The sequence below is a fragment of the Marinococcus halophilus genome, from assembly GCF_900166605.1.
Lineage (GTDB): Bacteria > Bacillota > Bacilli > Bacillales > Marinococcaceae > Marinococcus > Marinococcus halophilus.
The window spans coordinates 1-13163 of record NZ_FVZD01000002.1 but is presented as its reverse complement, the minus strand read 5'-3'; the positions used below and the strand labels follow the sequence as shown (position 1 = coordinate 13163).

At 41.5% G+C, this 13163-nt stretch carries 17 protein-coding genes and 1 pseudogene; 9 read left to right on the top strand and 9 right to left on the bottom strand.

The genetic code is table 11. The annotated features are described in order from the left end of the window. Positions 1-7: 7 nt before the first annotated feature. Positions 8-889 carry an ABC transporter ATP-binding protein gene (locus tag B5066_RS00105; RefSeq protein WP_079473943.1) on the bottom strand — a complete coding sequence of 294 codons (882 nt, stop codon included), beginning with the start codon at positions 887-889 and terminating at the stop codon, positions 8-10. Positions 890-1063: 174 nt separating this feature from the next. Next, positions 1064-1675 (bottom strand): TetR/AcrR family transcriptional regulator, encoded by a 612-nt coding sequence (locus B5066_RS00100; RefSeq protein WP_143745356.1) that lies wholly within the window; start codon positions 1673-1675, stop codon positions 1064-1066. A 320-nt stretch (positions 1676-1995) separates the two neighbouring features. Between B5066_RS00100 and B5066_RS00095 the strand changes: the two genes are divergently transcribed. Further along, on the top strand, positions 1996-2442 hold the full coding sequence (locus B5066_RS00095) for a helix-turn-helix domain-containing protein (protein WP_079473941.1): 447 nt from the start codon (positions 1996-1998) through the stop codon (positions 2440-2442). Positions 2443-2507: 65 nt separating this feature from the next. Here B5066_RS00095 and B5066_RS17050 read toward each other — a convergent pair. Next, a pseudogene (locus B5066_RS17050) lies at positions 2508-2615 on the bottom strand (hypothetical protein); the annotation flags it as partial. A gap of 740 nt (positions 2616-3355) precedes the next feature. Here B5066_RS17050 and B5066_RS00085 point away from each other — a divergent pair. The 6 genes from B5066_RS00085 to B5066_RS00070 all read left to right on the top strand — a co-directional run bounded on the left by B5066_RS00085 (position 3356) and on the right by B5066_RS00070 (position 6933). After that, positions 3356-4357, top strand: a complete 1002-nt coding sequence (locus tag B5066_RS00085) for a polysaccharide deacetylase family protein (protein ID WP_143745355.1) — start codon at positions 3356-3358, stop codon at positions 4355-4357. 286 nt (positions 4358-4643) lie between these two features. Then, on the top strand, positions 4644-5135 hold the full coding sequence (locus tag B5066_RS00080; protein WP_179123984.1) for a methylated-DNA--[protein]-cysteine S-methyltransferase: 492 nt from the start codon (positions 4644-4646) through the stop codon (positions 5133-5135). Between the two features lie 3 nt (positions 5136-5138). After that, positions 5139-5426: an amino acid permease gene (locus B5066_RS16905; RefSeq protein WP_244897308.1), complete on the top strand. Its 288-nt coding sequence runs from the start codon at positions 5139-5141 to the stop codon at positions 5424-5426. Positions 5427-5438: 12 nt separating this feature from the next. Beyond that, positions 5439-5729, top strand: coding sequence for a hypothetical protein (locus B5066_RS16900; protein ID WP_244897307.1), 291 nt, complete (start codon positions 5439-5441; stop codon positions 5727-5729). Positions 5730-5732: 3 nt separating this feature from the next. Then, on the top strand, positions 5733-6395 hold the full coding sequence (locus B5066_RS16895) for an APC family permease (protein WP_342351570.1): 663 nt from the start codon (positions 5733-5735) through the stop codon (positions 6393-6395). Next, positions 6373-6933 carry a bifunctional transcriptional activator/DNA repair enzyme AdaA gene (locus B5066_RS00070; protein WP_179123983.1) on the top strand — a complete coding sequence of 187 codons (561 nt, stop codon included), beginning with the start codon at positions 6373-6375 and terminating at the stop codon, positions 6931-6933. Before B5066_RS16895 ends, B5066_RS00070 begins: the two co-directional genes overlap by 23 nt. A 34-nt stretch (positions 6934-6967) precedes the next feature. Here the strand turns inward: B5066_RS00070 and B5066_RS00065 are convergent, their stop codons facing one another. The 3 genes from B5066_RS00065 to B5066_RS00055 all read right to left on the bottom strand — a co-directional run bounded on the left by B5066_RS00065 (position 6968) and on the right by B5066_RS00055 (position 10022). Then, complete coding sequence (locus B5066_RS00065; RefSeq protein ID WP_079473936.1) at positions 6968-8254, bottom strand: amidohydrolase family protein; 1287 nt, start codon at positions 8252-8254, stop codon at positions 6968-6970. A gap of 406 nt (positions 8255-8660) precedes the next feature. Next, on the bottom strand, positions 8661-9692 hold the full coding sequence (locus B5066_RS00060) for a hypothetical protein (protein ID WP_079473935.1): 1032 nt from the start codon (positions 9690-9692) through the stop codon (positions 8661-8663). 66 nt (positions 9693-9758) lie between these two features. After that, complete coding sequence (locus tag B5066_RS00055) at positions 9759-10022, bottom strand: hypothetical protein (protein ID WP_079473934.1); 264 nt, start codon at positions 10020-10022, stop codon at positions 9759-9761. Positions 10023-10197: 175 nt separating this feature from the next. Here B5066_RS00055 and B5066_RS00050 point away from each other — a divergent pair, with 175 nt between their 5' ends. Beyond that, positions 10198-10467 carry a hypothetical protein gene (locus B5066_RS00050; RefSeq protein ID WP_079473933.1) on the top strand — a complete coding sequence of 90 codons (270 nt, stop codon included), beginning with the start codon at positions 10198-10200 and terminating at the stop codon, positions 10465-10467. Between the two features lie 15 nt (positions 10468-10482). Here B5066_RS00050 and B5066_RS00045 read toward each other — a convergent pair whose 3' ends face one another. The 3 genes from B5066_RS00045 to B5066_RS00040 all read right to left on the bottom strand — a co-directional run bounded on the left by B5066_RS00045 (position 10483) and on the right by B5066_RS00040 (position 12101). Continuing rightward, a complete protein-coding gene (locus B5066_RS00045; RefSeq protein ID WP_079473932.1) occupies positions 10483-10767 on the bottom strand; it encodes a DUF5839 family protein in 285 nt (94 codons plus the stop codon). Between the two features lie 82 nt (positions 10768-10849). After that, on the bottom strand, positions 10850-11116 hold the full coding sequence (locus tag B5066_RS16510) for a hypothetical protein (protein ID WP_143745354.1): 267 nt from the start codon (positions 11114-11116) through the stop codon (positions 10850-10852). 712 nt (positions 11117-11828) lie between these two features. Then, entirely contained in the window at positions 11829-12101 is a 273-nt protein-coding gene (locus B5066_RS00040) for a hypothetical protein (protein WP_079473931.1), read from the bottom strand. A 335-nt stretch (positions 12102-12436) separates the two neighbouring features. Between B5066_RS00040 and B5066_RS16505 the strand changes: the two genes are divergently transcribed. After that, positions 12437-12781, top strand: a complete 345-nt coding sequence (locus B5066_RS16505) for a hypothetical protein (protein WP_143745353.1) — start codon at positions 12437-12439, stop codon at positions 12779-12781. The last annotated feature ends 382 nt before the right edge of the window (positions 12782-13163 follow it).

Below are 13163 nucleotides of genomic sequence, written 5' to 3'. Positions count from 1 at the left end.
TCAACTCTTAGCCTTCATAATGACGCATAAACAAATTCTCAAGAGTTGGCGGCGCAGATTCAAACTTTTTGACACCTAATTTGCTTGCTTCTATTAAAATATCGTTGAGATAGTCATTCTCTGCAGAAAATGTGGCTTGGTTACCTTTTTGTCTAAAATCAATTACGCCATTTACCCTGGCCATTTCAGCCACATTGCCTTCTGTTTCTAGGGTGACCGTAGAACGAGTTAAGTGTCGTAGTTCACGTAGAGTTCCAGCTTCTACAATTTCCCCTTGGCGAATGATTACCACTCTATCCGCCAAGCGTTCTACTTCACTCAAAATATGAGAGGATAGCAGGATAGCTTTACCTGACTCTTTGATTTTTTCAACTTCTTCTTGGAAGACCGCTTCCATTAAAGGATCAAGACCAGAAGTTGGTTCATCAAGAATATATAAATCCGAATCAACAGAAAGTGCTGCTATTAAACCAACCTTTTGGCGGTTACCTTTCGAATATCCTTTGGCTTTTTTCTTAGGGTCCAATTCAAAGCGTTTAATTAAATCATCGCGTTTTTGCTTATTTCCACCACCATGCAATTTAAGGAACAGATCAATAATTTCACCACCTGTTAGATTTCCCCACAACGAAACATCTCCAGGGACATAAGAAATGCGTTTATGAATCTCAAGGCTGTCTTTCCAAACATCCTTACCAAATATTTCTGCATTCCCGGCATCTCGCTTGATAATTCCTAGCAAAATCCGAATAGTTGTAGATTTCCCCGCCCCATTGGGGCCAATAAAACCAACAACTTCTCCAGCGTTTACCGTAAAATTCACGCTACTTAACGCCTGAAACTTACCAAATTTTTTTTGTAAATCTTGAATATTCACAATTTCTTTCATAATACTGATGTCCCCTTTAAATATTTTTGCTATCTTTATCATGTACTTGTCAGTTTAAAAGGAAGTTTAAAATCCTAGATGAAACTCTTAATATATTTCATTTTTTTAGCTAAATTTAATAACTTCTCGCTTTTTTTATTGAATTGTTAATTTCAACATATTCACATTTAGCAATTATTTGTAAAAACTATCCTTCAATATTTTAGTATATCTATTCCATTCTTTAAGGTAATACTCTCCAAATTCATCAATATCTTCAAAGGTACTTATTTGATGAAGACACTTTTCCGCGAATCCAAACATGGTCCAATTCAGAATTTCAATAGCCTTTTCGATATCAATATCCTCACGGAACTTGGAGTAATCAATATTCTTATATATTCTCTCTATGCCCTGCTCACGGATTGGATCAATTTTGTGTTTAATTATATCTTTTACTTCAGCCGATTCCTCTTGGATAATAGAAGACAGGAAATCAAATACATGAGGAAACTTTTTTTGAATGTACAATTTCTGCAATCCGATATTTTCAATTCTTTTAAATAGATCCGTTTCGTTCCAATCTATTTGTTCATAAAAATTTTCGATAATTTGCACGCTATATTCAATTAAATATACATAAAGGTCTTTCTTGTTATTAAAATAATTAAATAATGAACCTTTTGATATTTTTGCGTCTTTTACCATTTGGTTCGTTGACGCTTTCTCAAAGCCACTGTTAACAAATTCTTTAATTGAAGCGTTAACAATAAGCTCTTGTTTTTCTGATTTTAGGTTGCTAAACATGGAATTAATACAGAAGGCCTCCTTTCGCATTATATTCAATTGACCATATTGGTCAATTGAATATAACGCATATGACCATATTGGTCAATTACTATTTCAAAAAAAAACGACTGGCCAATTTTTGGACTATCGTTTTTTATTAATCAATAAGAATAGAAAAAATTCAAGTAATAGATTTTGTCATTATCCTTCACTTTACTTCTCATTAGTATGAAAATAATGAAACAAACCTTTTGCAACTTAAAAGTTCTCCCGTGCAACTTTTCGATGCTTTTCATACTCATACCCATCAATTAAAAATATAGTTAAAGGAGATGCCAATGGACTTTTATAGAAAACTCAAAGAAGAAAGACTGAAAAACAATTTTTCTCAAGAAATGCTGGCTAAGCAACTTCAAATTAGCCGACAATCCGTATCGAAATGGGAGCGTAATGAGGGATATCCCAACATAGAAACACTGTTACAGCTAAGCGAGATATTTAATATTACCGTCGACGAATTACTCAAAGGAGATGATTATTTGAAAAACAAGATTATTCAAGACAGTAAAAGCCTCAAGCACCCGAGACTTAAAGCCTTTTTTGACATTGTTTTAGTCGTCGGGCTGTTATTCATCATTCTCAAGCTGCTATTGTTCGTGACGAGCTACTTTTTTAATTTTAATATCGAATTTTTAAACAATTCTATCTTATATTCGTTCGGCCCATTTCTTATGACAATTATCGGTGCCATTGGCTCCGAGACGCTAAAAAAACAATACAAATGAAAATTCAATGGTACACATTTTGGATGCTCCTTTCAGATGTCTTAGTTGGAAGGATTCTCTTCCATTTAAGCTTCATGGTTTACTTTTGCCCATGGAATTTCCTGCGTGGGCACTTCTTTACTCTGCTTGTTAAAGTAACAAAGCAACACAATGACGGCATGGTCATGAATCGCGTAAAGAAAGCGCTAATACCCGAGACCGTGGCGCAATTGAATTTTTAAATAACAAATGTTCGTGTAGTCACTATCATGCTCCAGCGGCTTTTTTAATCATCATCTTCCTCGAACTAGGAAAAAGGGTCAATGATAACAATCTCCGTCACAGCCAAATAAGCCTCAATTACGTCTTTCCAACGCTTTCGTTTTTCCAGTCGTTATTCTTGCCCCTATTATAAAATAAATATTTATGCGATCTCAGCCTTTCTGTGACCATTGGACATAGGGGTTTTTTAACGTAGTTTAAAAGTTAAGGGTTTTAGATGACATTGTGATTTTATCCTTTCATATGATTGTCTTTTCTTTTTCCTATTTATTGTAAAGTAAAAGGCCTAGTAGTACGATAATCATAAAACCTTTACAAAGACGATAATCGATAACAGAAAGAAGGGGAGGTACATATGAAGCGGAAACCATCGGCACGAAAAGCATATTGGTTGATTGGGGCGACAGTGATTCTGGTCTTGTTGGCGGTGGTTTATGTGCAGCGAGAGCAGGAGACGACATCACATTCGTCTTCATCGGACAACGACGCTTCTGTTTCGTCCGAGGAACAACAACGTGTTCTCGACACCGCCGCCCGGGCGGCGGCGCAATATGATTATGACCAGGCCATTCAACAACTCGAAAACTCGGAGGGATCGGAACAGACAAAGACGCAAGAAGCCATCGATTCCTATCGCCAAAAAAAGGAAGAATTGGTTTCCTGGGATAGCGACCAGCCCATTCCTCACCTCTTTTTCCATTCCTTGATTGTTGATGAAGAACGAGCCTTTGATGGGGACGGGATGAGCCAGGGCTACCGGGATTATATGGTGACGGTCGACGAGTTTCAAGCGATCCTCGAGGACCTCTATGAACGGGATTATGTCCTTGTGACCATGGACGATATTGCGCAGCCGAATGCAGACGGAACGATGACCTATCAAGATCTTCCGTTACCACCTGGTAAAAAACCAATCGTGCTATCCCAGGATGACCTCAGCTATTACGAGTACATGGATGGGGACGGATTTGCGGACAAACTAATCTTGGATGAGCAGGGGGACGTGACGAACACCTATGTCCAGGCGGATGGGGAGACCAAACAAGGATCGTATGACATGGTTCCGCTGATCGATGATTTTGTGCAGGAGCACCCGGACTTTTCCTATCACGGCAACAAAGGTGTGTTGGCCGTCACGGGATATAATGGGGTGTTGGGCTATCGGACCTCGGAGAGCGAATACGGTCCGGATAGTAACCAACCGAACCCGGATCTAGAAGCGGACCAGCAGCAGGCCCAACAGGTGGCGGAGGCCATGAAAGCGGATGGATGGACCTTTGCCTCCCACACCTGGGGCCACTTGAACGTCCAGGAAACGTCCCTGGCGCGTCTTCAAACCGATACGGAGCGATGGAAAAACGAAGTCGCCCCTCTCGTGGGAGATACAAATGCCATCATTTTTGCGTTTGGCAGCGATTTAAGTGACTGGCAGCCCTATCACGGAGCGAAGTACGAGTGGCTGCGGGACCAAGGTTATCGCTATTTTGCCAATGTGGATGCTTCTACCGAGGCATGGAAGCAATTGGAGCCGGAGTACTTCCGACAGGCCCGCATTAACGTCGATGGCATGCGGATGCGCGAGGCGCTTCAGGGCCAAACCGATGTATTAGATCCCTTCTTTGACGTCGAGGACGTTTACAGCGATAAACGGTAAAAGGCCATTCGTATATACGTCAACAAGAACAAGAAGGGGCCACGTGACTCCTTCTTGTTTTATAACTGCTAATGATGGTGAGTATGTAAAAGACTAAGAGTTTTAGACACAGATTAATATTAAAAACCATTGATCAAATATACAACGATAGCTAGGTATTGAGAGAGTTTTTCCATCTGTTTATGGAGAAACTCTTTCATTATTTTGATGGTGAAAATTACGAAGTAATATATCAGATGAATCATAAAATCATAATGATATATTAAAAATGAAGGAGGTGCTAGTCATGGAAAGTCAAACAAGTTATTTATCACCAATAGGAACCATTTGTGTCACAGCTAATGCCATGGGCGTTACCTCTGTCCGTTTTGTTGAAGAAAATTGGGAAAATAATAATTCCTTAAAGGAACCAAATGAGCATACAGAGCAGTGTACGCTCGAGTTGAATCGTTATTTTAAGGGCGAACAGATGTATTTTCATACTCCGTATATGGTCCAAGGGACGGCCTTTCAACAGCGTGTCTGGGAATATGTGCATCACATGGCATATGGAAAGACAACGAGTTATATCGATATTGCAAGAGCAATTGGGTATCCCAATCATGCACGAGCCGTGGGAAATGCTCTTAGTAAGAATCATGTCGCTATCATGTTGCCGTGCCACCGGGTATTAAAAAAAGATGGTCAGTTAAATGCGTATGCCTGGGGCACTTCACGCAAGCAATGGCTGCTAGATCATGAGCAACGAGCCGTGGATACGCTGACTAAAGGAATATAAACCATGAGGGCGATTGATCTACCTCAAGCCATTGCATTATATATGGCGGCAGTACTAGGATCGGGCATTTTATTTCTAACCGGGTCAACAGCAGCTGTCGCTGGGCCAGCATCCTTGGTGGCCTGGATGATCATTATTGGAACCAGTCTCCCGATTGCCTACACGTTTGCCATATTAGCTAAACGGTATCCAGATGCCGGTGGGGTATCGACCTTTGTCCAAAGAGCTTTTCATCGTGAATTGGGCGGCATGGTGGGCTGGATGTATTTCTTTTGTGCTACTTCCGGCTAAATGATCGTTTCTTTGACAGGAGCTTATTATGTAGCTTCGGCTTTTCATTTGTCTTCGTTTTATGTGGTGTTATTCGCTATTTTCATCTTAGTCATTGCTGGAACAGCTAACATTTTTGGTCTCCAGGTGAGTGGGAATCTGGCTATTATCATTAGCTCCATGCTTGTGGCGTTATTACTTTCAGCCATCGTTGTCGCTGTCCCGCATATGCAATGGTATCACTTTCGACCATTTGCTCCATCCGGATGGAAAGAAATTGGCACAGCTCTAACGATGATGTTTTGGTTATTCTTTGGATGGTAGGCAATTTGTCATTTAGCCAATCGTTTTGCTCATCCTCGGCGGGATATTGGTTTAAGCACCATGATTAGTCTCGGCATCGTTTCTATTTTATCTCTTTCCTTAAGTGTTGTTACCATTGGAACAAAGACATATGGAGATGAAGGACAAAACCTTTCCCCTATTGGTACGATCATGAGCAATTATGTTGGGTTAAATGCCGTTGTTGTTACAGGCATCATTGCTTTTATTATCTGTTTAGGAACGGTGAATGCGTTTATTGCCAGTCTAGCTCATCTCGGCCATGCGTTAAGCCGGGTGAAAAAGTTTCCGAAGTATTTTTTTCATAAACACCCTTCCACTGATCAACCGGTATGCGTGATTGTGGTGGTGTTAGCCATCCTCGGTGTCTGCCTATGTGGTGTTTATCGTATCTCCTATGATGCGTTGTTATTTATTCCGAACTCCCTGGGATTAACGGTGTATGTATTATCGATGGGAGCTGGGATGAAATTATTGTCTTCAAACACCCTTCCGTGGTGGATCGCCACCCTCGCATTTACGCTTTGTGTAGCCTGTCTTTCTTTTTTTGGGCAATATATGTTTGTTCCTTTGCTTGTCGCTTTAGTGTATGCTTGTTACCACCTCAAACCAGGAGGAAAAAAGCATGAAAACATTGACTCCACATGAAAAATATCAAGCCGTGCTTCAAAACAATGTTACCTATGATGATCAATTTTTTTATAGTGTACGAACAACGGGCATTTATTGTAAGCCTTCTTGTCCATCGAAACCGCCTAAAGAAGAGAACATTGTCTTTTTCTTGACCGCCGAATCGGCTCAACAAGCAGGTTTTCGTCCATGTAAACGATGTTTAGGTTCGCTATATGGCAAAGCTTTGCATGAATATATGGTTCGAACCATTAAAGACATGGTTCACCGGGACTTTGCTTCTTCATTGAACACGACCATCATTGCTTCCCACATGCATTATAGTCCCTCGTATGTGCATCGCGTGTTCAAACAACAAACGAGCTACACGATCCATGCCTATATCAAAAAAACAAGAATGGAACAGGCGAAGTATTTGTTACAGCATTCGTCCTTCAGCCGGTTGGAAATCGCTTATCACGTTGGTTTCAAGCATCCTTCTCAATTGTATGAAGCCTTTAAGGAATTTCAGCATTGTACCCTGACGGAGTTTGTTCAAGAAAGTATAAAGTTCTGAGAGAAGTGAAAACAGGTCTTCTTTTCTTTTTAACTCAACGTAATTGATGTTTGTATTGCTGTACATGATACAAAACTTCTTCTTCATCGATCGTTTGTATTTCTCGGTCTTGCATGACAATGGTTCCATCAATCACTGTGGTATTCACTAATCCTTGATGCAAGACATGGGTCATCAAATAAGCTTCATCCACGTCTGGATAACGGTCTCGAGGACGAATGTCTAGCAATTGAAGATCGGCACAATATCCAGGACGAAGACGACCACTAAGAGGATGACCGAGGGAACGCATTCCTTGGTCCGTCACCATGTGCGAGAGCTGTTCCAATGATGGGTAATTCATATCACCTGTATACTGTCGCTGCCCTAAGAGACACAGATGCAATTGCTCATACATATCGAGCGATAGACTAGTGCTTAGGCCATCCGTTCCAAGATGAACAGGAATATCATATGCTTCGTAGGCGGATAATGGGAAAAACCCGCAGCCCAGTTTCCAATTGCTTCCGGGACAGTGAGATACGCTCACGTTGCCTTGAGAAAGAATGGTTAAATCATGGTCATCAACATGAATACCATGCGCCAATAGCAACGGCACATGAGCATGAATGAGACCAGCGTCGAGAAGAACTTCTGCGGGACGACGTCCCGTTTGTTCGTTGATGGTTGTGCGTTCCGATGCATTTTCTAAAAAATGCGTATGCACGGGTAGAGACTCTTGATAGGCGATCGCCCCAATGCGTGACAGATGGTCCATCGAGCAAAGATAGAGAGAGTGAGGGGCTAACATCGTCGTAATACGCCCATCGGCTGCCCCATTCCATCGTTGAGCAAATTGAACGCCATCTTGAATTCGTTGATCGACCTGGTCATCCGCAAAAATCATACCTCGAGCTAAAGAAGCCCGCATCCCGATGTCTTTAACGGCTTCTGCCACGCCGTCCATGTGAATATACATGTCATTGAACATCGTGGTGCCCGATCGTATCATATCGATCATGGAAAGCATGGCTCCCCAATAGGTATGTTGCGACTGCAACTGGAGTTCGTAGGGAAATACTTTTTGATGCCATTGCTGAAAAGGTAAAGCCTCCGCAAATCCTTGAAATAAGCTCATGGAAGCGTGCGTATGGGTGTTGACCATGCCGGGAAGAACAAGCCGTTCGTTAGCCTCGATGACTTCCACCGAAGCATCTGGTGGAAGATCATGCAGGGAAACATGATCATCGATTTGTTGAATCATGTTTCCTTCAACCAAAATATCTTGAATCTTCATAGGAGTGGAGGATGCAAATATGGATGCCTTTTTGATCAGTATCATAAATCAGAATCCTTTCTTCCATCAATGGGATACGACAGCTATGAAACAGATGATGCAAGCTGTTAACGCGAAGGTCTCCTATTTACAATGTCATTCATAAATACTCGTTGTCAAAATACTTTCGTACGGATCCAATGACTTTGATATCCGGATTATTGAATCACTCATTCTCCAATTGCTGAATTTTAAAGACAGGATATGCTGCATGTTTTTTATATTGTGAACTGCTTATAATCATCATTATGGTAATTAAGTTTCTGAGATGTACGGTAGATGAAATTATGGACTAAATGATAACAATTTTCGGTTTAACACTCTTGTAAAAAATTCTTGATATTAGCCTATAATGTGAATGCCTTAAGCCCCTGATTGGTTCCATTAAGGTTCAGAGAAGAAACTTTTTTATCTATGGAGAAGTAGAATAAACTTGAATATCTGCACTTGTTCGGACTAATTCTTTATTTTTGTCAATATAATAATGAATGCCGTCTGCTGTACCAATATAGTTACCACTTATAGTATGATCTTCATCTAGAACAATGTTGTCATATCGTTCAGATTCATTTGTAAAATTATTTAATGCTGGAATCGAAGTACTAGTGAAAGAAAAGGCCAAAGCAATAGCTCCTATCAAACAGGTAGTGATAAGTACTGCTTTCAACGTAAGAGAGTTATTTTCAAATTCTGTAGTTTCCCGTTTAATAACATCTTCGATTCGAGTAAATGTCACTTTTTTCATACGCTTTAATAAACTGCCGACCATATAAAAAATAGGAATATAACTTATGATAAATAACGAGTTCAAAAGTGTGGAGGACCAAGATGGATTGTTTGGAGCCAAACTAATTACTATTAAAGTAAGAGTTATCCATAAAGCAAATGACCAGGCGCTGACGGCTACATTGAGTAGCATTTTTAAAATGAAACAAGATATTCCCACTAATAAAAGCATTAGAGTCATAAATATTAAGGTCTTCCAAATATATTCTAATGGCGAACTGCTCGGGACAAAGAGAAAAACCACCAAAACATTCAAGAAGAAAAATAAAATACTAATTACGCTAATATAAGCATAAGCACGGTCTGCTTTTTTTAGTAAAGCTAGTATGTAAATCAATGTCCCCATAAAGGCGATACAATATAACATAATAAGTGCGCCGATAAACAATGTATGCCCGTACTTTATCGGTAGAGGATTAATGATAATATCCATAATCACAAAATTATTTTGAAAAAAATAACGCATCATAAACAATTGGCCTACAATATAAGAAAGTAAGGTTCCAAGGATCGGAATATAGTATAACAAGAAACTTTTAGACAAAGTCCGTGTTTGAATGTATTGCTCTATTTTGTCTTTAATATTTCGGGCCTCTTGCTTATCATTACTGTATTCTAAAGTGTAATCTTTTTCTCTATTTTCACTATCAAACGTCATTGATTCCTATTACTCCTCTTTATTTTTTTGTTATTCATTAGCATAAGCTACAAGCATAAATGTTCTTTAAGGAATGACATAAAAGAAGAGCATCAACAAGAGAATGATTGCTCCTAGCAGCAACCACCAATAAAAGGTCCGAATGCCCTCGTTCCATTCTAAAGCCCCGCGGATAAGGACGTGAACTCCTACTCCATAGCCTAACAACAGCAATCCCATACTGGTATAATCAAAAGCTATCAGCAGAAGCACGACGGCCATCAGTAACATGCCGGCCGTGACGAGTGGGTATAGTTTTCGTTTCGGCAACGTTGTTCGGGACGTGGTCATGGTTTGTTCTCCTTTATCCTGGGAATGATTCCTAACATATCCTTATGGTTTTTATACCCCATCATGGGTAGCGTTATCCATGATGGTCGTTCAATAAAGAGCATCCCTGATCATGGGCATGAGGAATCCCCCCTTCGCCCATGCATCGATGGGACGAATCCCAAGGAGGAGAGCCATGATCCCTATCTATTTGAAAATCATCATTGGTCTTTCGATAGGAAGTTTTATGATTCATTTTCTATCCTTATTTGGCCTATGGTCGTTCCCTATGGGTTACCCCACCCTTATTTTTACGTTGTTTTTGTTTAGTATGGCTCGGGAATTTTATCGGCAGTACGAGGGGACGTCGCGGCGTCCTCTCATTACGATGATGATCGTTGTAGGGGTCATCCATGCCGGCGGTGGCCTGCTGAGTCTTGGGCTCACCTATGGATGGATCCGGTAATGGGGAGCGTTGTTGTTATGATTCCTGCGTTTGGTTTTTCGGCGCTCGTTCGAGTACTTTGATCACTTTTTTGTATTCGCGGCCCGTGTCTTCGATGTCTTCCCGAAAGACGTTCATCACCACGACTGATCGTTTGCCTTTTTTGGTTGGCACCTGGACAATGTCCCCCGGCTGGATCGGTTCTTCGCGCAGCCGTTTCGGGATGTTCCAGTGATACAGACGGTTGGTATTTAACACCAGAGCGCCGTTTTCGTCCCGGCGAAAAATGTGATAGGCGGCAATCGTATTGTTGGTTTTCATGCGTTTCTCTTCCCTTCGTTGGTTGATCAATCATACGTAACTATCGGTTCCATCGTTGCTCCTCATCTAGCCAATGATGGAACTATTTGTGGTTTCGTTGTTCGCTTTTGCTGTTCACGATACTGGCTTCGTTGGCTGATGGCTTCATACACGTTTTATGGCTCGCCAGCGTTGTTCTCATGAATACGTTTGGCTCGTTTCGAGAACGATGGTGGTTTTCTTTGGAGACATGCCTGGCGTATTTGATGACTTCAACCATAGGCTCCGATGGGTGGCCGTGTGTTGTCCGATGATGGAACCATCCAGGAACTCGATGGGAAACATACAGCCGATGGTCAATAACGACCAAGGCTTGATCCTCTGAGGAATCACCAGGAGCGTGGAGACCATCTTGGTCCAACGGCAAAAGCAACACACAGACCATTGATTCGCGAGATGGAACGGGAAAACCTGACCGTTGTTGGTCAACAGCACCAACAGCATGCGAAAACGTCGCATGCTTTTTTCATCTGGAGCATGATTTTCGCGCACGAATTACCGTTAATTTTGAACGATGGTTACGTGCGCTCTTTGTTTCAACATGGAACGTGTTTTGTTCTAAAAATGAACGGAATTTGGTTTATTTTTGGACACGCACCTGCAACATAAGCCTTTTAAACTGTCTCAAAATTGTCACAGGAAGGCATATATGCCTCAAATGTGTCACAGCACTGTCTCACAAGTGTCACAAAAAGCATTTTTAATGTACCCGTGAAAACCCTGGCACTGCCAGGGACTCCAACTTGTTTGGGGTCATTTTTCCCTTATGCTCTTCAACTTTTTCATCGTTACAGGGGGTTTGTTCCAAAGGGAGCTTATTTCATGACAGGAAACCGATCGGATCATGATCCTGTTGCTGTTCATTCATGGGCATCTAACCGCACCCATCATGCTTCAATTGATTGATGATAAACACGATTTTTACAACCACTCGCCCGTACTGGTTCCTGAAAACAACGATCCTTTCCACGCATCCTTCCATGAACCATCGAGGGCTTCTACATGCCGTAGGTGATCGACCGTTACCTTTTTTCCTGTGTGGGATCCATATCCTCACTCATGCTTTCCAGCCATTCGTTTTGTCGTTGCATTTGATCGCTGAACCGATGAAGGGCTTCGGTGTTTTTTTCGATTAACGTTTTGTACGCTTGATCGGTTTCGTTTAGTTCTTTTTGCATCACGTAGTTTTCGATCAATTCTTTCAAATAATGCTGTCGGGAAAGTCCACGTTTTTTGGCGCGTTCGTCAATCGTTTGAACCACGATTGGGCTTAATTCCCGTACTTTAATGTCCATGGTTTGTCGTCCTTTCGTGTAACAAAATAATGCTTATTCATGACAGCACCCCTGCAATAACAAAAAAGTTGCAAGAGCATAAGGGAAAAGTGACCCCAGATGAGCTGGGGTATCCGGCAGTGCCGGATTTTTGATGGGTACACCAAAATGGCTGTTGTTCACAGGTTTGTGAACACCTTGTTCACGGATTGGTGAACAAATCGGGGGGTTGTTCACGCTTTTGTGAACAGCCTATGATCGTTTTTCAACAGGTACTTGGGCAAAAATGAAGCCGAAGCTGTTCCATTGGGAACCAACAAGCGTACGTCTACAGCGTTCAACACGGACGATGAATCGTGCATCAAAACCATTCCATGGATGAGCAAATATGTATCGTTGTCGAGTCCTTTTTGTCCATCGAACTAACGCTTATGCTTGTCTCTACCACTGTGTTTCTTCAGCAGCTATCCAACACGATCGAAGGGTTCTTATCGTTTGTTTCGTTGCAAACAGAACACGAGAAAATGATCGCATTCCCCATTCGACTATGTCCCATCGTTCGTGCCAAAAAATCCGCTGATACGTACCATGACATTGTCTCTTGTTGCACGAAAGAAGCTTATTCTCTAGCTTCTTTCCTTACCATCTTTGGCAACGTCTTGGCTTTTCTTTATAGCTCGCTTGTGGACCAAAGCGTTTGATTGTTTCATCTTCCCTTTTTCGTTTCTTATCGACCACACGGAGGTATCGTATACGGGCTTCTACGCCTCCGTCGTTGGTTTTTGGACGTATCACTCCATCCATCCGAACACCGGAAACGTTTAAAGGCTCTCACAAGCCCCAGAAACCCTATTTGTTGATTCGTCTTATTCGAAGTCCTAATGACAGAGAAAAAATGCTCTGAGCATGGCTGTATGTGCTCCAGGGCTTCCTCGTGAACCAAAATAGTTATGTTGTCTCTTCGCTAAAACCCTTCCAGAGTTTCGGGATCTTGTTCGCTTTGTGGGAGGAAAAGACATAATGGGTAAACGACTGCTTGGTTTCCGGATCCTTATAGGTATTGATTTCATACGTCTCGGTGGG